The sequence below is a fragment of the Enterococcus sp. 12C11_DIV0727 genome, assembly GCF_002148425.2.
Lineage (GTDB): Bacteria > Bacillota > Bacilli > Lactobacillales > Enterococcaceae > Enterococcus_L > Enterococcus_L lemimoniae.
This window is the reverse complement of record NZ_CP147248.1, coordinates 389,462-414,156: the sequence shown is the minus strand read 5'-3', so window position 1 is coordinate 414,156 and position 24,695 is coordinate 389,462. Positions and strand designations below refer to the sequence as shown.

Here is a 24,695-nt window from a genome sequence, read left to right as displayed (position 1 = left end):
ATGAATAAATTAAAAAACGATGAAAAGAAGAGTACTGTTTTTAGAGAATTGATGAGAGAGTCTCGGTAGCTGAAAAGAGATAATTTGAAAAAATAGGAAGATGGTCTTTTAGTGAATATTGGTCAACACTGCACAGCCAATATTGGGAGCGCCCATTACAGCGTCAAGGTATAGATGCATGATCTGTACCTACAGAGAAAAATCTTGTAAGAGATTTTTGAATTAAAGGTGGTAACACGCTCAGTCGTCCTTTACTTTTGCAAAAAAGTATTGGGCTTTTTTTGTACTTTTTTATTAAATCTAACTAAAAAATGGAGGAAAAATTATGTCTAATAACAACCAAAAAATCCCTTATCGCTACGATATTGTTGGAAGCTTTCTGCGACCTGAAGCCTTAAAGAATACGCGTGCTGCATTTGCTGATGGTTCGATTTCCAAAGATGCATTAATTGAAGTAGAAGATCAAACTATTATTGAGTTGATTGAAAAACAAAAAGCAGTCGGACTTCATGCTGTAACCGATGGTGAATTTCGGCGACGTTGGTGGCATTTAGATTTTATTGCAGGCTTGAATGGTATTACTGTTTACGATTTTCAAACCACGGCTTTTGGCATAACAACAGATGCTCAAGGAACATATGTTAGTGGACCATTGTCTTTTTCACCCACTCATCCTTTTCTTGAGCATTTCCGCTTCACACAAAAACATGCAGCACCAGCATTAGCTAAACAAACAATTCCTGGTCCTAACATGATTTTCCTAGATTCTCTGATTTTATCAAAACAATATAACGAAAACCCTATTTATACTTCTTTAGAAACGTTCAAACAAGATTTGATCAAGACCTATCAAGATGCAATCCAAGCCTTTTACGATGCTGGCTGTCGCTACTTGCAATTGGATGACACCAGTTGGGGCGGATTGTTTGACGAACGGTTCCGAGATCTAATTAAAAAGAATGGCTTGGATGCAGATCAGCTACTAAATGATTTTCAAGAAGTGACTGAGAAATCTTTAGCGAATAAACCAGCGGATCTTGCCGTCACTTTCCATTTTTGTAAAGGAAATTTCCAATCTCATTGGCTTTATAACGGTTCTTACGAAAAAATTGCCAAAAACCTTTTTTCTATTAAGGCATTTGACGGCTTTTTCTTAGAATACGATGACGAACGTTCTGGTGGTTTTGAGCCGCTCAAAGAACTAAAAGAACAACAAATCGTTTTAGGCTTGATCACAACAAAAAATGGCGAGTTGGAAGACCCTACTACAATCAGTGAACGAATCAAAGAAGCTAGCCAATATGTGCCGCTAGATCAAATTTGCCTATCGCCACAATGCGGCTTTGCTTCTACGCACGAAGGAAACCATTTAACTGAAGAAGATCAATGGAAAAAAATCGAACTTGTAAAAAGCATTGCTGAAACCATTTGGAAAGATGCATAAAATAAAAGGAGGCAACACAATGACAACTATTAAGGAAATTCCATTTCGTTTCGATCAGGTTGGCAGTTTTTTGCGCCCTGATACCTTAAAAAAAGCCCGACAAAATTTTTCAAATCAGACAATTTCTGCACAAGAATTAAAAGCTATCGAAGATCAAGCCATTATTGAGTTGATCGATCAACAAGTTGAAAATGGTTTAAAAGCTGTTACAGATGGAGAATTCCGTCGCAGTTGGTGGCATTTAGATTTTCTATGGGGGTTAAATGGTGTTGAACAAACAACACCTGAACATGGTTATCAATTTAACCAAGTTGAAACAAGAGCTGCCTCTTACCAAATTACAGATAAAGTAACATTTAACCCAGAACATCCTTTTTTTGAAGCTTTTACCTTTCTAAATGAACATACACCGGAAGGAATTCTTGCTAAAGCTACAATTCCTTCACCGACATTACTTTTTAATCGTAAAAGTGATACATTCACCTATGCAAGTTATACAGATGAAAATATCTTTATTGATGATTTAGCCAAAGCCTATCACCAAACGATTTTAAAGTTCTATGATTTAGGCTGTCGTTACCTACAGTTAGATGATACTTCTTGGGGTATGTATACCGGCTTCATTGAAAATGCTAAGACTGACGATGAAATCAAGCACTGGCAGCAACAATGTGTTGCAGGTGTTGCAGTCGTCAATCAGTTACTCCAAGACTTACCAAAAGATCTCACAATTACGATGCATGTTTGTCGCGGTAATTATAAATCAGACTGGGCAATTGCTGGTCCCTATGATCATGTTGCGCCGTATTTAGCGCAGTTAACGATTGATGGTTATTTCTTAGAATATGACGATAATCGTTCAGGCGGATTTGAGCCTTTGTCACAAATCTATAAAAATGATCCCGCAAAAAAAGTAGTGTTAGGACTCGTTACTTCTAAATTTCCTGAACTAGAATCAAAAGAAAGTTTAAGTAAACGAATCAATGAAGCGTCAGCTTATATCCCATTAGAAAATCTCTGTCTTTCACCTCAATGTGGTTTTGCTTCTACAGAAGAAGGCAATCATCTAACAGAAGATGAACAATGGGCGAAAGTAAGATTAGTCGTTGAGACCGCAAAACAAGTTTGGCAAGATGCATAATAAAAAGGCTAGGACAGAAGAATTCAGCCTCGAGAAATAAAGCGAGCAAGGTGTCTTTCAGACACCTTGTATTGTGCATCATCGAATCACTTCGTTCTTCGTGCCAAGTAGGTACTGTTTATCATCGAATTCTATTGTTCTTCGTGATTCACAGCAATTTACAACAATGTGATCGAAGCGTAGTGGCTGCTTCTGCGTCTATGGTTCTCGTTTCACTCCGATCCTCGAAGCATGGAGGACCGTTTGCTCCCACCGTTTATTTGTATTTAGGGTGTGAAACAAAAGTTTGTTTGCTTTTGTTTCACACCCTCTTTTCGTGTTATCTATTGACTGAGCGAGCCATCCGGTTGATCGTATGACGCATACCACGAATTGTTACGGACATTTCATAAATATTTTCTACTGGTGCAAGACCACCATAGCCTGCATCTCCAATATGTTGTATATCTACTCCACAGATTTTGTTGGTTAAGGCAATTTGGCGAATCGTCTTTTTATCAGCACTCTCTTGACTCGTTCCAATTGCTGACATTGTTAGTAAATCATATTTTTTAGCAATCGCAACCGCTGCTTTCATATCTTCTTCTGCAAATCCTTGAATCGTTCCAACCGCTGGTAATAATAGAATATCTGCTCCCGCTTTTGCATAAGCTTCAACTGCTTCTGTCGAAACAACAGGTTCATCCGATCCGGCACTATGCATTTTGCCTGCGATCACCAGACCTGAAAAATTCTCTTTTGCCACCTTAACTGCTTTAGCAATCTCAGCATTCGTTACACCAGTTCCCGGGTTACCAGTTAAACAAATAAAATCGATACCAATTTTTTCAGCTTTTTGAATCGTTTCCTTTGAACTTGTGCGACCACTACTGATCGTTAGTTTTTCACTAAACATAGTAGATGTTTCATCAACAGGTTCTAAATTTACTCCAATCGGTCGTCCGACTAATTCTTTTAAAATCGGAATTGGATTGATTTTGTTGGTTTCTGGATTTTGCCAGTACCCCATAACTTCTTCTAAGGACATACCTGGAATTCCTTGCACGATTGGATTAAAGCAATCAAAGGCATTCAATAAAATCAAATCCGCTCCAAATGCCGCTGCAACCTCTGCATTACTAATATCCCCTGCTTGTGGTGATGCAACGACGACGTTTTCAGAAAGAATTGTACGCCCTTCACTCGCTTTGATTGACTGTTTCAATTCCTCTGCAGTCATTTTTGAGACTTCACTGTAACTTGCACTGATCAATCTTTTTACCATAATATCCCCCCTATAATGTTTCCCTCTTTTATTATACTAGAAAAAACAAGAAAGCGCAGTCATTTACAAATCAGATAAAACAATCTCTCATTCTCGAACTTTTATTTTCCACTTCCTTTATAATTAAAAAGAACTCCGTTATAATAGTACTATTATGTATATAGAATTGAGGGATGTTTATGTCATTTGATGGCGTATTTACTCATGGAATCGTCTCGGAATTATCTGAGGCATTAGTTACAGGTCGAATTTCAAAAATTCACCAGCCTTATGAAAATGAAATTGTTCTCGTTATCCGCACAAAGGGGAAAAATCATAAATTACTTTTATCAGCGCACCCAAGCTATGCACGAGTGCAGTTGACCGAAATCGCTTATGCCAATCCTGAGACACCACCGAACTTTGTCATGATGCTCCGTAAGTTTTTAGAAGGCGCAATATTAGAAGAGATTCATCAAATCGATAACGATCGGGTGATCCATTTTACTTTTACTAAAAGAGATGAATTAGGTGATTTACAGAATATCGTTTTAATCGTTGAATTGATGGGTCGGCATAGTACGATTGTTTTAATCAATAAAGAGAATGGTAAGATTTTAGATGCGATCAAACATATAGGGAGCTCTCAAAATAGTTATCGCTCTTTGCTTCCTGGTGTTGAATACATCGATCCACCCAAGCAAAATCAGCAAAATCCATTCTCAGCGTCTAAAGAAAAAGTCTTTGAGCTTCTGTCAACAACAAGCGAACTGAACGGAAAATACTTACAAAATAAATTTCAAGGTTTAGGAAAAGATACAGCTGATGAGTTAGCTTTCCTTCTAAATGAACGCTCAAATGAAAAAATGCTGGTCTGGCAATCCTTTTGGTCTTCACTAAAATCAGAACTTGCGCCAACATTAACCGTAACAGATAAAAAAGAGTACTTTACACCATTACCTTACTTATCATTAAATGGAAATCAAGAAACATTTGAAACACTAAGCAAATTATTAGATGCCTTTTATGGCGGCAAAGCTGAAAAAGATCGTGTTAAACAACAAGGTGGCGAATTGATCCATAAAATCGAAAATGAACTAAAGCGGAATCAAAGCAAAGTAGTAAAACTTCAACAAACATTAGCTGATACAGAACATGCTGAAAATTACCGTCGAGATGGAGAACTATTGACCACCTTTATGGCTCAAGTGCCAAAAGGGGCTGAATTCGTTGAATTACCAAATTATTATGAAGAAGATCATTTATTAAAAATCAAGTTAAATCCAGCACTTACACCCAATCAAAATGCCCAAAAATATTTTCAAAAGTATCAAAAGCTAAAAAATGCGGTGAAAGTCGTTCATGGACAAATCGAGCAAGCGACACAAGAAATCAGCTACTTAGAATCAGTCTTGTCACAACTTGAGATTGCAGGTCCAATGGATATCGAGATGATTCGAGAAGAACTGCTTGAACAAGGTTATGTAAAAAAACGCGGGTCAAAAAAACAAAAACAACCAAAGAAAAGTAAACCAGAAGAATTTTATTCAAGTGCTGGCAACCTGATTCTTGTCGGTCGTAATAATCTGCAAAATGACCAGCTTACACTAAGAACAGCTAAAAAAACAGATATCTGGCTACATGCAAAAGACATCCCAGGCTCTCATGTAATCATTAAAGAGACCAACCCGTCAGAAGAAACCTTGATGGAAGCTGCGAATCTCGCCGCTTATTTTTCAAAATACCGTTTATCAGCCCAAGTACCTGTAGATTATGTCCAAGTCAAACACGTTCATAAACCCAATGGTGCAAAGCCTGGTTACGTAATTTACGAAAATCAAAAAACGATTTATGTTACGCCTAATGAAGAATTAGTGGAAACATTAAAAAAGAACAGACCTCATTAGAGGCCTGTTCTTTTTAATCACGAGCAACCATTGCCCGCTCTACTAATTTATTGGATACATCAGAAATAATCGTATTTGCTGAAACACCGTCTAAAACAGGTCGTTTAAGTGTCATATAAAAAATATATTTAGGATTCTCAGTTGGTGTGATCGTCACAACAGAGTGTAAGTATTCTTGCGTTTGATACGTGCCATTTTCAAAGAATTCTGCCGTCCCTGTTTTGGCTGAGACATTTAATCCTTCAATGGCATATTCTTTTCCCATGCCATATTTAGGATCTACTGTGACATCTTTCATATAGTCCAATACCTTGCCAGCTGTTTCACTAGAAATCGGTGTTCCTACCACTTCTGGCTCAACAGCTGTCTCTTCACCATTTTCTGAAACAACTTTACTGATAATGTTCGGTTTCAGCATTTTTCCACCATTAGCAATCGCAGTATAGGCTTGTAGCATTTGTAAATGAGTAACAGAGATTCCTTGCCCATAGGATGTCATAGCACGATCCACTGTTGTCTTATTTTGGATCTCACCAGCCGCTTCACCAGCTAAACCAAAATTCGTGCTTTTACCAAACCCAAACTTCTTAAGGTACTCTTGCCATAAGTCAGGCATTCGTTCTTGAAGCGTCACCATCCCGACGTTACTCGACCAAGCCAAACCTTGTCTAAAGGTCATATTCCCTTCACCAACGCCATTATTCCAATCGTTGATCGTAGTATCATCCACTTTGATACTGCCTGAAGTAAACTGCTCGGTTTCATTGAATTTATTTTCTTCAATAGCACTGGCGACCATCATACTTTTCATGGTTGACCCTGGTTCATAGATATCTTCAACTAAAATATTGCTCCATCGAGCTGTGTTAGGATCATCTAAGCCTTTTTTGGTGTCTAAGGCAAAAGTTGGCCGTTGAGAGGTTGCCAAGATGTTTCCGGTTTTAGCCTCCATCAAGGTGGCCGTAATATGTTCTGGTCGATATTTTTGTGCAGCATCATCTAGCAACTCTTCCAGATAAAATTGTAAATTACTATCTAGCGTAGTATAGACATCACTTCCGTTAACTCGTTTTTTCTCCTTAACACTACCAGGTTTTACATCTCCTAAAGCTGAATTTTTCTCATAACTTCTAGAACCATTCTTACCTGATAACTGATCATTGTAGGCCTCTTCAATCCCCATTACACCTTGTTCGTTGCCTTTGTCATCTTCTTGTGCATAACCAATAAAATAAGAAGCAAAATTCCCTACTTGGTACGCTCGTTTTTTTTCTTCTCTAAAATAGATACCTGATATTTTTTGTTTGTCTAATGCTTCTTGGATCGTTCTTTTAGTTTCAAAATCTAAATTTTTCCCGTTTGTTCCAAATTCAACTGTCGTTACAGGTTCTCCCTCATCATTTACGCTGGGTTTTAATTGCTTTAACGTCATATTTTTATCTATTTTCACATATTTTTCAAAAATGTCCGCAATCGCTGTCCAATCTTTTTCTTGAACATATAATTTTTTTCCTTCTAAATCGGTGTAATTTTTATCCAAAATAGCATAAAGTGAAAACGCGCTTGAATCCTCAACCAACACATTGCCATCTTTATCAAAAATAGATCCCCGTTTTGCTTCAAGGGTTTCATGAACTTCATATAAATCCTTCGTTTTTTCAGAAAGATCGGTTCCAGCGACTTTCCCTGTAATCAAGATATACGAAAATCGGATCGTAAATAGTAAGAAAAGCAGAATCGTCAAAAATAAAACGATGATTCCCACTCGTTTTCGGTTTTTAGTTGTTGTTAGATTGTAGTGTTTAATCATATCTTTAAATTTTTTCATTCCAACTTATCTCCAATGAATTTTTTATATTATTTTCTCCATAAAAAGGAACATTTATAGATTGAAATTCTAATAGTCATGTCCTTTCATTCTACCTCTTTTGTATATCATTTTTTTACTTTCAATGTATTTCTTAATCAAAAATTAGAGTCTTATTCTAACAAAAAAATATGGCTCCCAAGATATTCTCTGGGTCCATATTTTTTCTTTAAAATGACAGTACAAAAATAGTTTATTTTTTTCTTGCCACGTGTACTTTTAATTGTTTTCCTTTAATTGTTCGTTCTTTCATCGCTTGGATCACAAGTTGACCTTTCCCATTCAAAATATCCACATAGGTCACATTTTCTTGGATTGTAATGATGCCAATATCTTCTGATGTAATTCCTTCAATTTTTGAAATAGTCCCTACAAAATCAAGCGCTCTTAGTTTCTTTTTCTTGCCACCATTGAAATAGACTTTTGTGATTTCTTCATTCACTCGTTTGGCTTTTTGGTGTTTTGGTTTTTGTTTTGTCGTTATTTTCGTATCGAAGGCTGTCTTACTTCTTGCAACTTGCTTGGCATTTGGTAAGGTGATTCGAGTCATAGCTAATTCCCCAAACGATTCAATCTCTCTTTTTAACGGTTCTTCCTTTGGTGTTACAAATGTCAACGCAAAACCTTCTTTTCCTGCACGACCTGTGCGTCCGACACGGTGGACATAACTTTCTTTTTCAAATGGGATATCTAGATTAATGACGTGCGTAATATTTTCAATGTCGATCCCACGGGCTGCCACGTCTGTTGCTACAAGGTAACGAAATTTAGCTTTTCTAAAAGCATCCATCACGTCAAAACGGTCTTCTTGCATCATCCCGCCATGTAATTTTCCGACTGGATAGCCTGCTCTAACTAAAAAGTCATAGGTATCGTTAACTTTTTCTTGCGTGTTAGCAAAGATGATACAGGTATCTGGATTTTCAACTATGGTGACAGCTTCTAGAGCTGCTAATTTTTGGTCTTCCGTTACATCTAAAAAAGCATGCTGAATTTTAGGGGTTGTTTTCTCTGTAGCAGCAATTTTTACTACAACAGGTTCCTGTAAGTAGGAGCTGCTCATTCGTTCAATTGTTTTCGGCATCGTTGCAGAAAATAATAAGGTATTTTTAGCAGCTGGTAGTGCACTGATGATTTCTTTTACTTGGTCGATAAACCCCATATTCAGCATCTCATCTGCTTCATCGATCACTAAACAATTGATTTTCTCAAGGGGAAGACTTCCCTTTAAGATGTGATCAAGCACTCGTCCAGGTGTCCCTACAACAATATGACTTTTCTGTTTTAATTCTGATTTTTGCTTCACGTAAGAAGCTTTTCCATATACTGCTGTTGCTTTGATACGCTTGTAACGCCCAATATTGATCAAGTCTTCTTGTACTTGCTGAGCTAACTCTCTAGTTGGTTCTAAGACCAAGACTTGAGGCTTATTTTCTGCCCAATCGACTTTTTCACAAAGCGGAATGCCAAAACTAGCTGTTTTCCCACTACCAGTTTGAGATTGAACTAAGACATCTTTACCATCGAGAACAGCTGGAATTACAGATTGCTGAACAAGCGTAGGTCGTTCATAGCCTAGATCTAAGAGTGCGTTTAAGATTACTTCACTTAATGGATAGTTTTTGAAATTTATTTTAGTCATTGTTTCCCCATTCTTCTAGTTTAGATTATTACCCAAAATAATTTTAACTAAACTTCCGTTTTTTACTTGTAAACTCAATTCCTTATTATCCACGAAAAGTTGCTGAACTGCAAGAGATTGAATGATACTTATTTCTCCAAGTATGAAGTCAGGTTCTTTAATTGACACTAATTCCTTTTTTTTCTTAAAAAGATCAATCTGTAGTACAATTAATAGAACAAAGACGATTATATATAAAGAAGGTTTACTCATGCAATTTTTAAAAAGATATGGTTTTAGTCTTATGATTTTAGTAATCATCAGTGAAGTTACTTTTCCATTTATTTTTGCCCATTTCTATCCTAACTATAACCAAGTTACCCTATTAATCAGTGATTTTGGAGAAGATGGTAGCCCAGTAAAATTAGCTTTTAAAGTTTGGCAGCTAATTGATGGTTGTCTATTTCTCTTAGTAATTCCAAGCTTCTATGAACGGTTCAAAAGTACTTCCCAAACACTAACAATATGGTTGAGTATTAGCCTTGCTATCTTTTCCATCGGAGATTGCCTTGTAACTGTGCTATTTGATCGCACAACAAACGCCGCTCAAATAGACATTGAAGCGTTAATTCATGATTATTTATCTGGTGCTGGATTTATTGCACTCTTGATGGCTACATTTTGTTTAATTAGACTTTATGCTTTAGAAAGCAGCCAGTTATTCGTTCGGAAACTCATTTTTATTTTGATACTCTCAGTTTGTTTTATGCTTTTATATGCTGCACCTAAAATCCCTATTATAAATCAGTTTCATATTCCTTATCGCGGACTTTGGCAGCGAGCCAATTTATTTTTTCTCTATTTACCTTTCTTTCTCGTTGCCTTAAAGAATGTCCATTTGACAAAAAAAAGGCACTAATGATTTAGTATTTGACTAAAATCGTTAGTGAGCCTTTTTTCTTTTATATTTTATTCCCCGATAATCATCAACTGACACTTCCTATTACGCTTACGATTCTGATCAAAATCAATAAAATAGATATAGCCAACTGATCCTATTTGAAGTGTTGTTTCACTAATGATAAATGTTTCACTCGCTCCAAATAGTGAAGCACGAATATGAGCATCGCCATTTAGTATAGTCCCTGGATCACAGGGATAATTTGGATCATCCAATCCCATCAAAAATTCAAGATGCTTAGGTCCAGGATAGCGATAATTCGTTTCTTCAGATAATTCTCTAGGAACGATGTGATCCAAAATTCGATTCAGATCAACTTGTAAAAATTCATCTCCATTAAAATCTAAATCATGGACAAATTCTTCAAAAATCACAGAACAAGTCGTATGTGGTGACTGAACAACGCATAAACCATTCCTAATATCACTTTCTTTCACTGCTTGTCTTACGGATTCGGTGATATTGTGATAGCTTACACGTTGTCCGTTAGATGTTAAAACAAGATCCTTCTTATATGTTTTCATCAATTATAACTCCTTTGACTCTGCTCTGACAGCGACAACTTCTTCAATCATCTTTTGTAGTGTTTCTAGTGGCTCTGCCGCACAAACAATACCGCTAGTCCCACCTGTTCCATCTGCTCCGGATTCAATCGCTTGCCGTACATCAGAAACAGTACTGATTCCAGCAGCTTGAAGAACAAAGGTACTTGGAGAGACAGATTTCACTGCTTGATTGGTTTGTTTCATGTAAGAAAGGTCACTGACTGTACCTGTACCGATCAATTCTGTTGGTTCACAGACCATCACATCTGGTTTGAGCATGGCGATTGCTTGTGCTTCTGCAATTGAATCTGCACAAGCAATGACGAGTATCCCTTGTTCCTCAGCACGTTTCATGATCGCTACTAATTGATTGACACCAACTGGATGTTCTGCATGATTTAAAAACGTTGCCTGAACGCCCGCCGCAACGAGACCTTCTGGTAAAATATAGCCCATACCCGGCCCTACTGTTAATCCGTCCATGTGTTGAACAGTGATAATCAAGTGTTTTGTTGCTTTAGCGATCCGATAAGCATCAACATGCTGAACAGTGAAAAAAATATCTAGATCATACTTCTCAGCAAGTTCATCCGCTTTTTCTGCTAATTTTAAGGCGGCATCTCCATATAAATAAGCTTTAGGATTTACACAGAAAAATGGTGCGCGTATAGCTCTTTTAATCAAAATAATCACCTCTTTTATTTAGTCGCAAAAATGGTATAGTAATGCGCTAATGTTTCTTCTACAGCTCGATTTGCCATGATTTTCAATTGAAAATAGTCTTCCGGCTTTTCTTGTTCGATTGCCTTTATTGCAGCAGTGATAAAATCAGTAAATATATTGATTTTACTGATTCCCTCAGTAGCACATCGATGTAAATTATCGTCTCCTGAAGAAGAACCGCCGTGTAAAACAAGTGGCGTTGCCACTGCTTTTTGAAGTTCTGCTAATCGTTCAAAACTGATTTTCGGTACCCCTTTATAAAAACCATGTGCGGTACCGATCGAAACGGCTAAAGAATCAACTTGCGTCTGTCCAACAAAGCTTACAGCATCAGCAACTTCTGTATAAATTGAATCGCTATGATCATGGTTCTCATAATTGACACCAGAACCTACAAAACCAATTTCAGCTTCAACCACTACGCCTCTTGCATGAGCATACTCTGCAATTGCTTTAGAGCGTCGGACGTTTTCAGCAAAAGGATCAAGAGACGCATCAATCATGACAGAGGTGAATCCTAGATCGATTGCTTGTTTGATTACTTTTTCATCTTGCCCATGATCCAAATGCAATACTACTGGCACTGTTGCTTTTTCAGCTAAATAATGACCAATCAACACTGCTTCTTCAAGTGACATCATCTCCATGTGCGCTTGTGCAAACGCTAAGATCAACGGCTTATTCATCCGCTCAGCCACTGATACATAAGATCGAGCAGAATCTAAGTCGAAAAAATTTGCCGCTGGGATAGCAAATCCCTCTTGTTGCGCTTTAGTAAATAGTTCTTTTGATGTAACTAACAAAGCAATTCCTCCTATTCCTTGATTTTAGCTTCGATTTCTTGATACATTTCTTCTGCGCCCATTCCAGTCAGCAAGGGTAACCCCATGATGATTTTGTCTTTGATTTTATCTGGTACTACTGTTGTACTGACGATAATGTCATAATCATCGATACGGTTCATTTCATCCGCTACTTTTGACTGATAGAGTTTAACCTCGTTTTCATATCCTTTGGTTTTTAACCATTCTTTGACTTTATTGGTTACGATTGTCGATGTTGCAACTCCTGTGCCACACATGATCAACATTTTTTTCATTCTAATTACTTCCTTTCAGTTTATTTATTTTGTGCTGCTTGTCTTTTTGGTAAAATTTTATTGACATAGATCATTCCTACTAAAACGATTCCGCCAATGATAGCTAAACCACCCCAACTTAATATTTTTGTTAAGCCAATGTACAGCCAGGTCGTCCATAAGCCGCCTTCAGCAAGTGCTGTAATACTAGAATTCCCCTGTAAATCAAAGTTAGCGGCTTTAGCAGACATCGTTACCAGTGGTGCGACCCACGAAGTGATATACAAAATGCTGACCATATAAATTGAACCTGCAATAACCGTCCGGACAATATTTCCGGCGAAAACAGCTGCCATCAAACAAACTAAGAATGGGATCGTTGCTAAATCACCAAATGGCAAGGTTGTGTTTCCTGGTAAAATTACTGCAAGTAAAATCGTAATTGGAACTAATAGCAAAGAAGAAGATAAAACAGCTGGATGTCCTACTGATAAAGCCGCATCCATCCCAATGTACAATTCTCTTCCTGGAAAGCGTTTCTTTACAAACTCATTGGCGGCTTCTGAAATTGGCGTTAAGCCTTCCATCAACAATGCGACCATTTTCGGCATCAAGACCATTACTGCACCTGTTTTTACAGCTAGTTGTCCTACTCCAGCAACATCATATCCTGCAAAAAGCCCAATCACCAAACCAATCAAAAAGCCCATTACAGTTGAGTCTCCAAAAATACCAAAACGCTTTTGAATTGTTTCAGGATCAGCTTTCCAATTTTTAATCCCAGGAATACGATCAAATAACCAATTCATCGGTATTGCGAAGATAAAACCAGGAGCGGCCGTACCATGAGGAAACGTTATGTTAGGAAAACCATAGAACTTCTTAACGATTGGTCCTAAAATATCCCCAAATAACAAAATCATCATCATATAAACAACCGTTGCGGCAATGCCCATTGCAAAATTTCCTGTTAATGCGTAAATTAACGAAGCAATAAATGCCCCATGCCAAAAATTCCATATATCCACATTCAATGTTTTCGTCAACCCTAAAATAATCAGTACTACGTTTAATAAAACCCCAATCGGAATCACTAAACTTCCTAAAACTGTTCCGTATGAAATTGCGGCAGCGGCTGGCCAACCAACATCGATCGTAGTTAAATTTAAGCCAAAACGTTCCACCATGGCTTGAGCTGCCGGACCTAAGCTTGTACTCAATAAATCAATCACCAGATTCAATCCAACAAATCCAACCCCAACCGTTAAAGCAGACGTGAATGCTTTACTCGGTTTTGTACCAAGAATCATTCCAAAAACAAAAATCAAAATCGGTAAAACAACAATTGCTCCTAAATCAACAAACCACTGTAATGCATCTAACATATCATTTCCCCCATTTCTTAGGCTAAGCCAACATGATGAATTATTTGAATAAATTCTGCTTTCGTTTGACACTGATATAAGCGCTCCATGATTGCTTGTTCTTGAATCATACTAATTAACTTTTGCAGCATTTCTAATTGTTCATGAGGTTCTTTTAAAGCCAACATAAAAATCATATGAACGTTGACTGGCTTGTCATTGGTGCCCATTTCAAAAAAAGTAACTGGTTCATTTAAAGACATAAAGGCAATTTGAGATTTTTTTACATACTCACTATCTGTGTGGGGTATGGCAACACCGATTGTGTGAACAGGCAGACCCGTCGGAAATTTTTCTTCTCTTTCAATAATATGTTCAAGAAAATCATTTGTAATAAACTGTTTAGCTCCTAATTGCTCTGTCAAACGTCGCAGAGCGTCATTTCTATCTTTTACTTCCACCTGAAATTCAGCAATTTCACTATCAAAATACATCTTCAACATTCCCTCCTGCTCAAACAACTCATTAATTCTTCGATCTCTTTACTGTCGATAATTTTTTCAACTCTCTCTTTAGAATCTATCATGCCATATAAAACAGAAACTAAGTCTTTAGCGATCGTCATATCTTTTTCAGCAATAGCAATCATGACAATCAACCAAACCTGATTTACGCCCCAATCAACAGCTTTTTTAGTCGTCATAAAAGCTAGTCGTGTTTCTTTAACCGTCTCTGGTGCTCCATGAGGAATTGCTACACCACTGACAATACTAGTATTACCAAGCGCTTCTCTTTGTAAAATAGCTTCTTCAAACCCATCATTCACTAATCCTAAATCTTGGTATTGCTCAATTAAAAAGGTTAAAATTTCATCTTTTTTCTCAAACTCCTGATGTAAGAAGATTAAATTCCGGTCAATAAATCGCCCTAAAGAAACCGTTTTTATTTCTTTTGAATACGTAAATTTTTTTTCATTCTCGCTAATTGTGGATAAATAGCTTGCGATCATTGAAACCTCTTCAGCTGTAGGTAAAGCTGAAACATGAAGAATCGGGATTCCTGACAACTCGAGTGGAACCGCTGCTATGATCAAATCAACATCATCGATCGGATTACCCATTAATTGCTTTTCTGAAGCAATTTCTACAATAACGCTTGCAGGTAAGTTCTGTTTGATTCGATTAAAAATCAATTCTGATGTCGCTAAACCATTACCACAAACAATCAATACATGTTTAGTTAACTGAATTTTCTCAAAGGCAATTTGAAAATGAATCGTTAAAAAAGAAACTTCATCTTCGTTTAAAAATAAATTGTCATATTTTTCAAAGACAGCCGATGCGTATTGTGTGAGTGTAAACATCGTTGTATACTGCTTTTTGATATTTTCTTTAAGTGGGTTTCGCACATAGATATCATTTTTCAATCTATGAATCATTGGCATAATGTGAGCAAGCAACGAATGAAATAACTGTTCATCTTTATCCACTTTTACATCAAGTAAATGGGCCATCTCTTTGATCAGTGCACTGGTCATTTGGTGAATCTTTTCATCGACAGGCAGGTCGATCATCCCAGGAACAACACCGTGTGCTAATAATAATGAACATAAATATTGAATATCTGGTTTATAAAAAATGCAGTTCATTTCTTGATTCATTTCTTCAGAAAAATTTAGCGCAACCATATAAAGCTGCATTTTCTGCAAGTCTTTAAAAACAAATTCATTCTGCTCTTCTACATGATGTCCCGCTTTAAGTCGAGTCAAAAAGATCACTAAGGATAACTTTAACGAATAAACAAAGTAATCATTCAGAGTTTTCCCCGTATGCAGCATTATTTTTTCAATGAAACCGAATACATTTTGAATAATTGTTGGCTCAAAAATTTCTGAGAAAAATGGAAAACGATCATTTTGCCTTCTCTCTGCTTGCGGGTGGTATTTCTTGCTATAACGAACCAAATACTTTTTATAGACTTTTTGAATGCGCGTTTCCTCTTCAAACCTAGGTACGCTACGATTTTCTAATTTATTTAGTCCACTTTTATTTAAATAGTCTAAAACTTCGTCCATGTCTTTTTTGATTGATTGTTTACTAACTAAAAATCGTTTTGCATACACATCATAGGTTATTCTTTCATCAAAAAGTAGGATCTCAGATAGCATAATCAATTGTCGATACGCTGGTGAAAATACTTCATCTTCCAAAATAATGATACTTTCTTGTAACAGATATCCTTTGAGCCGTTCTTTTGCCGCTCTAGACCCTAATAAATATAGCCCTTTTCTTGGAACTCGATTGACCGTCAAGTCATTTTCTGCAAGATACTCTTCAATATTTTGTAAGTCATTATAAATCGTCTTATTCGATACTGATAATTCCTTACTGAAAAAACTTGTTGCTTGATACTCCTGTTGAAACAAGAGTAAGCGAATCAACTCATTTTCTCTTTTTGTCAGTTTGTTCATTTGCCACACCTCCAGAAAGCGCTTTCCATGATTGAAGTATACGAATAATTTGTCCGATAGTAAATTATCTTCTGCTTCCACATTAATGTGGAAGTGAGTATTCAGAAGGTTATTTTTTTATTTAGAACTATATGTTAAAGGAGCTGAAACAAAAGTAAAAATCACTTTTATTTCAGCTCCTAAGTAGGAATATACAGTTATGTCATGTTATTTTAAAATAAGTCGTAAAATAAAGGACAAGCCAAACCAACCAATCAAACTAATCCCAATCGCAATTACCCAGCCTAAAATATTATGTTCTAAAGGCAATGGCATATTCATCCCGAAAAAACCAGTGACGATTGTTGGTATCGTTAATAAAATAGAGAGAATCGTCAAAATTTTCATCGTATCATTTAGATTGTTATTCAAAATATTATTATAAGTACCTGATAATTGCTGCAGAACTTGGGAAGTTAACTGAGCCATTTCAACTAACTGTCTCGCTTCAATCTGTGTATCTTCCAATTGTTCCTTTTCAATATCATTTAGGTTTTGAAAAATCACATTCGTTTTTATTTGATCCAATAAAACGGCATTTTGCTTTGTCGCGGACATAAAGTACGCAACTCCTGTTTCAACATCTGATAAAGCCAGTAAATTTGTTTTAGTCGTTTTCTCTTTCAGCATAGTATTGATATGATTTCGCTCTCGATCCATTGCTTCGATTACAGGGAAAAATTTATCTGTAATAATAAATAAGCTAGAAAAAAGGAAATTAAAAATCGATACGTCTGTATTTTTTTCTAGATACTTCTCCATATACTGAATAATATACATATTTTCACTGTTGGTTATGGTCAACATCCGTTTATCTTTGATCAAAAAGGTCATTGGGATCGCTTCGTAATGATTGTTACTCTTCCCTTTCCTGGGAACATTATAAATTAAAATAAAGGTTTCTAATTCGCTATCATATTCAATACGAGCCCGTTCATTTTTATCTAGGGCATACGAAATAATTTCAGTGTCAATCTCATATTGTTTATATAAATCAGAATCTGTTGCTACCTGATCTGAATTAATATTGATCCAAATATTTTCACCGTCAGCGAATTTCTTCTCTGTTATCATAAAAAAACCTCCATCTTTTAAAGACTAGATACGATACGTACCCAATGTACTTTGCCCTTTTTCACCCTGAATCTCAAGGGAATCTTTGAACAAGCCCCTTTAATGTAATTTAAAAAAAATAGTTACTAATACTAGTCAAAATTCTGTTTAGCCTTAGCTAGGTTGACCTCTAGTTGCTCTTGTTCTAGTTCAGTTAACCCATTACGAACTTTCTGATCCAACTGTTCAAAAATAATATTTACTTGCCTCACTAACTGCTCACCTTCCGCTGTAAGAAAGAGATTTTTCTGTCGCTCATTACTTCTTGGGATTTCACGATAAACTAGTTTTCGCTCTTCCAACCCTTTTAAAATATTAGTAACCGTTGCTTGTTTTTTACCAAGATAATCTGCTAGTTCCCGTTGAATCGTCCCAGGATGAATGGATATATAGCTAAGGCTACGGGCTTGTAAACTATTTAACTGAAGTACTTTTAATCTTGCGACAACGTATTTTTGTTGTAAAATCCCTAGCATATAAACTTTTTCTGCTAAGCCATCTCGGTTTGAAATCATCCTTATCACCTCTACCATAATAGTTTAAACTAAAACACTTAATTTCACAACTGTTTAAAAATAATGAATAAAAAAAAGGTGTGAGACAAAAGTAAACATCACTTTTGTTTCACACCCTAAATACGAATCAATAGTTTTCCTAGATTCGTTCTCTCTCTATAAAAATATCGTTTTTTATTGACCTCTTTTAGGAAATGAAGAACCATCGATAAAACTAGTATAGATATGGTCATCCTCTGTTGCTTCTCCTGTAATCAACTGAATGATTTTTTCTGCTGCTAACATGCCCCAACGGTGTTTAGAATACGATATGGTCGCTAATCTCGGTTGGATAAAAGCGCTGATATCAATATTATCAAACCCAATCAAGCGGATATCCTTACCAATTTCATATGGGGTTTCTTTAAAATATTTATAAACACCAATCGCCATTTCATCATTCAATGCGAAAATATCAAGTGGAAAAGTTGGTTCTTTCGCCATGATTTCTTTCGCTGCTTGGTAGCCTGAAGGTTCGGTAAAATCACCTTTAATGATCTCATGATCAATAGTAAACCGTTCTAGTTCTTTGATACTAGCACTCAAACGTTCTTGACCATCATAGCTCTTTTCTGGACCAGAGATCAAGTATAATTTTTCTGTTTGACAAGCAACTGCTTTTTCAATCGCTAAAGTCGCACCGCCTCGGTTGTCAAGTAGCACCTTACGCACATTTTCATGCGTAATCAACCGATCTAAAATCACTAAAAAATGACCTCGATCCGCATATTGCTCAATTTCCTTATTCTTAAAAGTCCAATCTAAAACAATCGCGCCATCAATCATTCGTTCAGGAATAAATAAATGTGATTTATTTCCGCTACAAACGATCATTTCAAAATTTTGAGCTTCTAAGCCTTTTTTGATACCATCTAACAGTTCACCATAAAAACTACCGCCATAATCAGCAAGATACACACCAATTATATTCGTTTGTTGTCTTTTTAACGTTCGTGCAGCCATGTTAGGAACATAGTCCAATTCATCTGCAATCGCTTGGATTCTTGCTCGAGTTGCTTCAGTAACTTTTGGACTGCCATTTAATGCATAAGAAACAGTTGAAATCGACACCCCTGCTTTTTTTGCAATTTCTTTAATTCCTACCATGAATGCTCATCTCCTAACAAAAAATATCTATTTGATTTTCTTTCTCATCTAAACGAGCCGCAAGCTCTGCAAGGGACACAACATAACCGCCTTGACGGTAAGGATTTTGTTCTCGTTCTATAGTGAGCTCTTGACCATTTGCTACTACCGCTGATTTTTGACTAGCCAAATGAAAAATAATCCGTACATCTTTATCAGCCAATCGATAAATCATTTCTAGTCCATCTAATACTTTTGGCAAAATCGGATCAAAAATCACCTGTTGCGGCTCTTCTCGAATGCCTAATACATTACTCAACAATTGATTTATATAGATTCCCGGACCACTAGAGTAAATACGCCAACCACCTTTGACACCTACACGCCCCGTTTTTAGTTGATCAAAATGGGCTTGAGCATCGTATCTCGTTTTAAAATCACCATCGGAGCTACTAAAGTAGACATTTGCTTGGCGAATTTCCGCATTTTTCACATGATCTTTTAGCTGAATAGGGTTAATAATTGTCAATGCTTGCCATGTTTCATCCCCTTTTCCAAGTTTTGCCATGGCTTCGGTAAAGCGAATATGAGCGTGAACATATTGTAACCCGATTTCCCGCCCAAAATTCGCTGATTGTTCAGCCCGTTTGAAGTTAGTGCTCACCCCACCTTGGTAAGTAGCTGGTCGGTTCATTAGACGAACACCGTCGGGAAACTGTAAATGTTCTTTAATGATTGCAACATGCTTTTCGGCTTGTTCTGCAGTTACTATTTCTGCGATCATACTACGGGTCATTGGCAGTAAACGATATTGGATCCCTGTTTTTTTATCCGTTGGATGAATCATCAATTCTACATGATCTGGATCTTCCATATAAACAAAACCTGGAATAGTTTCAGTCGATAAAAGATACTTTTCAAAATCTTTTTTTATGTTTACAGCCAGTTCTTCTAAATGTTTTCCATAGGCACTATCGACTTCTATCAACAAATGGCCTAATTTTTTAATTACCTGATACGTTAAAGCCACGGTCCAACTACTTGCCATATATTTTTTTAATTTATTATTGTATGGTTGTAAGGTGTCATCCCAATCCCCATCGCTATAACAAGAAAGATAGGTTCCTTCTAAAAAGTTGGCTTCAATATAGTTAATTTCCCTTTTCACATGATCAAACAAGGAAACTGTCTCATCCGTCTTTAGGAATGTTTTTCGATCAGTGTATGGTATTTTTTCTTCTAGAATGTCAAAATTTTTGGTTTTAGCTAAATAATCCGCTACGATTTTCATCGGCCAAACAATTACATCACCATGGCTTTCATCGGCTTTTTGTTTTTCATAACGATCAAACATAAACCACTGAGGCCAATTTCCGTCATCATTAAATTGATTGGCATAGACATTTTTTATGATTGAACCCACAATCTCTGGTTTATTGACAGCTAAGAAAAATTCTGTTGGTCCTTGAGAGACATCTCTGGTTCCCCAAGCCGCCCCTCCGTATTGCTCTAAGCCATGAGGAGAAAGATAATGCACTAACATATTATGTGTATACCAACGAGCTAAAATATTCATTGATTCGACCGCTTCAGTGGCATGCGTTAGTTTAAAATGATTCAACAAGCCATTTATAAACCCTAAGAATTGCTCATTTTCCTTAGCATAAGTAGTCTTTATAACTTGAAATGGCGCTGCTGTCAGATTCGCTTGGATCTGCATCGAAAACGCTGCTTGCGCTTCTATGACAAAGATGGTCAAAACTTTTTCAGAATCACCTGATAGAAAAAGACGCTCATCAGTCAACTCAAAAGGTTTATCCAGTGAAAAATAATAGGTTAGATCTGGGTATTCTTCGTGGATGACTGAATCTGTTGTTGCAGTCACTTTGAGCCGTTCATCCACTTTTGTTATGTTGACTGTCGGTTCCTCTTCATCTGCATTCATCACCAATTGATTCGTTACCGCAAAGGTGTACTGTAACCCATTTTGGCTGGTTACTTCCGTACGGATTTCTTTTGTACCACATAGCGTGAACGTTCTCACAATAAGTATATCATTCTCTAATTTATAATACCACGTAGCAGAATTTAATCCCATCTCAAAAGCGGATGGCATCGTTAATATACGCCACTGTTTCCCTGATTTGAGGTAGATTCTTTGCCCTGATTGCTTCATAATATTTAATGAGTTGCGACTATTGCTCATCAATTTATTCATTGATGTATTCCCTAAAACAATTTGTGAATTGAATAAACCATACATGTAAACCGTTGTGCTTAATTCGGGATGCTCCACATCTAATTCTGTGCCGCTTAATAAAATATGACCATGTGCTCGTTCCATTGCGACTTCTTTTTCTTTTAACACAACGTGATGATAATCTTTCGTAAAGAAAGAGGCAATTTTTCCATCGATCATTTCAATTTGCTCTTGTTTAGGAAATAACTCATGCAGTTCTTGTTCCGTTATTGTTGCTCCGATGATTGGTTTCCCTAATGTTTTTACACTATTTTTCCCTTGTCCTGCATTGTTTTGACTATTCAAGGAACCATACTCTTTTTTTATAGCAGCTTTCGAAACAAGCGGTTGTTCAATTACTGTCCGTTGATTCTTAATTGGAGCGCCATAAAAAACGATTGTCGTTGCCTCACGTTTTATATCATAAATTTCTGTCTGTAAAGCAACATAAGCAAACTCGTATTGATACACTTCATTTGCCAAAAAATCTTGTTTTAAGGCTTTTGCTTGATTCGTATCTTTATAGTCACGATCAAAAAATTGATACCCATCTGTTGAAAATGCTACTAACGAATTAAGACTTCCTTGTTCAATCACTGGAAAATTACCGTCTTGCGGTTGATTTTGGCGAGAAGAGATCGTAATCGTACCTGCTTCTTTTGAAACATGATGATCCACGTATTGTGACATATACGCTTCATTCGATCGAACAGCCCCTTTTGTGGCGTTCCCAATATCTTGTCCGTAAATAACATCTGCTTTTTGACTAGAACCAGTTAAGCTCACCTGCCAAAACCAATTACCAGATTTTGCAATTTGAAACTCTACTTGATACGCTATCCCTAAAAACTCTCCTTGCCAAGTAGCTTGTTTTTCGTCGATATAAAAGGTACTTTTTGCGTTTGAACCGATCATTGGTGCTGTTTGAATACCATTTTGAGTATACACTCTTAAGTAGAGTTGGTTACAGCTACCATCAAGTCGATTACCATGGAGCTGATTGATCATAATCGTTCCATTTAAAATTTCGTATAAATCCCCTGTTTCTAAAAACGAGAAGGTTGTCCCGCCATTTTCAATCGTTCGTTTTTGATCTGTCATCTCACTCTTCCTATCTATTTTAGTAATTTGAATGTGGTTGTTTGGACATCTCTGCTATTTGCGCCAATCATGACATCAAATGTACCAGCATCACTAGTGAATGCTTGGTCACTATGAACATAGCGTAATAATTCTTCACTGATTGTAAATTGGACAGTCTTTTTCTCATGTGCTTTTATGGTTACTTTTTCAAAGCCTTTTAGTTCTTTTACCGGACGAACAACTTCGCCGACTTGATCACGAATATATAATTGGACGGTTTCTTGCCCAGTTCGTTCGGATTGGTTTTCTATCGTAACCGAAGCTGTGATCGTTTCATCTAGTTTCATTTCATTCTTACTTAGCTTGAGGTCCATGTAAACAAACTGACTATAACTCAATCCAAATCCAAAAGGATATTTAGCAAAATTTGATACATCTAGATATTTTGAGACATATTTTTCATCACCAGGTTTATATGGTCTACCTGTATTATCATAATTATAATAAACAGGGACTTGTCCCACTGTTTCTGGAAATGACATACTTAAACGAGCACTCGGATTGTATTCGCCATACAAAATATCTGCCAGTGCTGCACCACCTTCTGTTCCAGGAAACCAAGCTTCAACAATGGCTTTGGCTGAGTCGATACTTTGTAGATCTAATGGTCGGCCATTATAAAGGGTTACGATGATCTGATCGTTCACGGCTTGAATTGCTTTGAATAAATCGAGCTGAGCTTGCGGTAATCGAATATCGCTACGACTTGAGGCCTCTCCACTCATCCATTCTTCTTCTCCAAGAGCCAAGATTACCTTATCTGCTTTTTTTGCTAAAGCAATTGCTTCATCAATTGCAGCTTGAGTTGGTTTAAAGTAATCAAAAGCCTCCGTTCCGATTATATATTCTGCCGCAAGTTCACTAACACCCTGCGCTAATGAAACAGCTTCTTCTTTTTTTCCTTGCCAAGACCAAACACCAATAACGTCATGAGAATCAGCGGCTGGTCCTACAATTGCAACTTTTTCTTGTTTTGATAATGGTAACATCGCTTCATTTTTTAATAATACGATCGATTTTTTTGCAACATCTCTGGCAATTTCCCGATGTTCTTTTGATAAAACAACTTCTTTTTCTAATGCAATATCAGCCCCTCTATTCGGATTCTCAAATAAGCCTAAATCATTTTTCAACGCTAAAATTCGTAAAACTGCTTCGTCAAGAATTGCTTCATCAATACGTTTCTCTTCAATCAAGGCTTTTAAATTTTCTGTATAACATGTTGTCATCATTTCAATGTCAACACCTGCTTTGATCGCTAATTCAGCTGCTTGTTTTTTATCTTGTGCAACACCATGAGGAATTAATTCAATTACGGCTCCCCAATCGGAAATCACTACCCCATCAAAACCAAATTCTTTTCTCAAGACATCCCGAAACAACCACTTATTCCCTGTAGCTGGAACACCATCAACTGTATTAAATGAAGTCATCACTAATTTTGCCCCGGCATCAAGCGCGGCTTTATACCCAGGTAAATAGCTATCTCGTAATTGTCTTTCAGACATATTGACCGTGTTATAATCACGACCACCGATTGCAGCACCATAAGCTGCAAAATGTTTAACACAAGCCGCTACCCGGAAAAAGTCATTTTTTAAATCCTCCCCTTGATAGCCTTTAACAAATGCCTCAGCAAAGCGACTATTCAAAAAAGAATCTTCCCCAGTTGACTCCATAACACGCCCCCAGCGAGGATCACGAACCAAATCAACCATCGGTGAAAACGTCACATGTAAACCGGAGACTGCAGCTTCTTTCGCTGAAACCTCTGCAACTTTTTTAGCCGCTTCAAGATCCCATGAGCTTCCTAATCCAAGCGGTATTGGAAAAATTGTCCGAAACCCGTGGATAATATCCGCCATTAAAATTGTTGGAATGCCCAGACGATTATTTTCCATATAGGCTTTTTGTACACGGATCGCTTCTTTGGCTCCAGAAATACCTAGAGTTGTTCCTGCATTATTGATATCTTCATGCGTTAAACCAAGATCTGTCATCGGACCCGTTTTTTCTTCTGCTTTTTCAGAATAAAATTCAGCTGCCAATTGTAATAACTGACCCACTTTTTCATCTACCGTCATTTGCTTCAGCAACTCAATCAGTTGTTTTTGTTCCATTGTCCATTCACCTTTTTCTTTTTATTTTGGGCAAGTA

General features: G+C 36.8%; 19 protein-coding genes. 4 read left to right on the top strand and 15 right to left on the bottom strand.

Annotated features, from left to right (window positions below):
* Positions 1-325 precede the first annotated feature (325 nt).
* The gene (locus tag A5866_RS02050) at positions 326-1,444 is read left to right on the top strand and encodes a 5-methyltetrahydropteroyltriglutamate--homocysteine S-methyltransferase (RefSeq protein WP_086444510.1); all 1,119 of its coding nucleotides are present in this window, start codon (positions 326-328) and stop codon (positions 1,442-1,444) included.
* 19 nt (positions 1,445-1,463) lie between these two features.
* Complete coding sequence (locus A5866_RS02045; protein ID WP_086444511.1) at positions 1,464-2,585, top strand: 5-methyltetrahydropteroyltriglutamate--homocysteine S-methyltransferase; 1,122 nt, start codon at positions 1,464-1,466, stop codon at positions 2,583-2,585.
* Positions 2,586-2,904: 319 nt separating this feature from the next.
* Here A5866_RS02045 and A5866_RS02040 read toward each other — a convergent pair whose 3' ends face one another.
* A complete protein-coding gene (locus tag A5866_RS02040; RefSeq protein WP_086444512.1) occupies positions 2,905-3,849 on the bottom strand; it encodes a PEP phosphonomutase in 945 nt (314 codons plus the stop codon).
* A 179-nt stretch (positions 3,850-4,028) separates the two neighbouring features.
* Here A5866_RS02040 and efbA point away from each other — a divergent pair, with 179 nt between their 5' ends.
* Positions 4,029-5,735 (top strand): fibronectin-binding protein EfbA, encoded by a 1,707-nt coding sequence (gene efbA / locus A5866_RS02035; RefSeq protein WP_086444513.1) that lies wholly within the window; start codon positions 4,029-4,031, stop codon positions 5,733-5,735.
* 13 nt (positions 5,736-5,748) lie between these two features.
* On the opposite strand, the gene A5866_RS02030 is transcribed toward efbA, so the two are convergent.
* Positions 5,749-7,563 (bottom strand): penicillin-binding transpeptidase domain-containing protein, encoded by a 1,815-nt coding sequence (locus tag A5866_RS02030; RefSeq protein ID WP_086444514.1) that lies wholly within the window; start codon positions 7,561-7,563, stop codon positions 5,749-5,751.
* Positions 7,564-7,795: 232 nt separating this feature from the next.
* Positions 7,796-9,244 (bottom strand): DEAD/DEAH box helicase, encoded by a 1,449-nt coding sequence (locus A5866_RS02025; protein WP_086444515.1) that lies wholly within the window; start codon positions 9,242-9,244, stop codon positions 7,796-7,798.
* Between the two features lie 250 nt (positions 9,245-9,494).
* On the opposite strand from A5866_RS02025, the gene A5866_RS02020 reads away from it, so the two are divergent.
* Positions 9,495-10,142 carry a DUF998 domain-containing protein gene (locus A5866_RS02020; protein ID WP_086444517.1) on the top strand — a complete coding sequence of 216 codons (648 nt, stop codon included), beginning with the start codon at positions 9,495-9,497 and terminating at the stop codon, positions 10,140-10,142.
* A gap of 50 nt (positions 10,143-10,192) precedes the next feature.
* On the opposite strand, the gene A5866_RS02015 is transcribed toward A5866_RS02020, so the two are convergent.
* The 12 genes from A5866_RS02015 to A5866_RS01960 form a co-directional block, all read right to left on the bottom strand.
* Positions 10,193-10,708: a YjbQ family protein gene (locus tag A5866_RS02015; RefSeq protein WP_086444518.1), complete on the bottom strand. Its 516-nt coding sequence runs from the start codon at positions 10,706-10,708 to the stop codon at positions 10,193-10,195.
* A 3-nt stretch (positions 10,709-10,711) separates the two neighbouring features.
* Complete coding sequence (locus tag A5866_RS02010; RefSeq protein WP_086279577.1) at positions 10,712-11,413, bottom strand: triose-phosphate isomerase; 702 nt, start codon at positions 11,411-11,413, stop codon at positions 10,712-10,714.
* A gap of 14 nt (positions 11,414-11,427) precedes the next feature.
* Positions 11,428-12,255: a class II fructose-bisphosphate aldolase gene (locus tag A5866_RS02005; protein WP_086444519.1), complete on the bottom strand. Its 828-nt coding sequence runs from the start codon at positions 12,253-12,255 to the stop codon at positions 11,428-11,430.
* Between the two features lie 11 nt (positions 12,256-12,266).
* Positions 12,267-12,551 (bottom strand): PTS sugar transporter subunit IIB, encoded by a 285-nt coding sequence (locus A5866_RS02000; protein ID WP_086444520.1) that lies wholly within the window; start codon positions 12,549-12,551, stop codon positions 12,267-12,269.
* Between the two features lie 20 nt (positions 12,552-12,571).
* Positions 12,572-13,915, bottom strand: coding sequence for a PTS galactitol transporter subunit IIC (locus A5866_RS01995; RefSeq protein WP_086444521.1), 1,344 nt, complete (start codon positions 13,913-13,915; stop codon positions 12,572-12,574).
* Between the two features lie 17 nt (positions 13,916-13,932).
* Entirely contained in the window at positions 13,933-14,388 is a 456-nt protein-coding gene (locus A5866_RS01990; protein ID WP_086444522.1) for a PTS sugar transporter subunit IIA, read from the bottom strand.
* A gap of 2 nt (positions 14,389-14,390) precedes the next feature.
* Positions 14,391-16,364 (bottom strand): BglG family transcription antiterminator, encoded by a 1,974-nt coding sequence (locus A5866_RS01985; protein WP_086444523.1) that lies wholly within the window; start codon positions 16,362-16,364, stop codon positions 14,391-14,393.
* 207 nt (positions 16,365-16,571) lie between these two features.
* Positions 16,572-17,477: a magnesium transporter CorA family protein gene (locus A5866_RS01980; protein ID WP_086444524.1), complete on the bottom strand. Its 906-nt coding sequence runs from the start codon at positions 17,475-17,477 to the stop codon at positions 16,572-16,574.
* Positions 17,478-17,608: 131 nt separating this feature from the next.
* Positions 17,609-18,031 (bottom strand): MarR family winged helix-turn-helix transcriptional regulator, encoded by a 423-nt coding sequence (locus A5866_RS01975; RefSeq protein ID WP_086444525.1) that lies wholly within the window; start codon positions 18,029-18,031, stop codon positions 17,609-17,611.
* 174 nt (positions 18,032-18,205) lie between these two features.
* Positions 18,206-19,177: a LacI family DNA-binding transcriptional regulator gene (locus tag A5866_RS01970; RefSeq protein ID WP_086279585.1), complete on the bottom strand. Its 972-nt coding sequence runs from the start codon at positions 19,175-19,177 to the stop codon at positions 18,206-18,208.
* 13 nt (positions 19,178-19,190) lie between these two features.
* Complete coding sequence (locus tag A5866_RS01965) at positions 19,191-22,496, bottom strand: GH36-type glycosyl hydrolase domain-containing protein (RefSeq protein ID WP_086444526.1); 3,306 nt, start codon at positions 22,494-22,496, stop codon at positions 19,191-19,193.
* A gap of 14 nt (positions 22,497-22,510) precedes the next feature.
* Positions 22,511-24,658 carry a glycoside hydrolase family 3 N-terminal domain-containing protein gene (locus A5866_RS01960; RefSeq protein WP_086444527.1) on the bottom strand — a complete coding sequence of 716 codons (2,148 nt, stop codon included), beginning with the start codon at positions 24,656-24,658 and terminating at the stop codon, positions 22,511-22,513.
* Between the last annotated feature and the right edge of the window lie 37 nt (positions 24,659-24,695).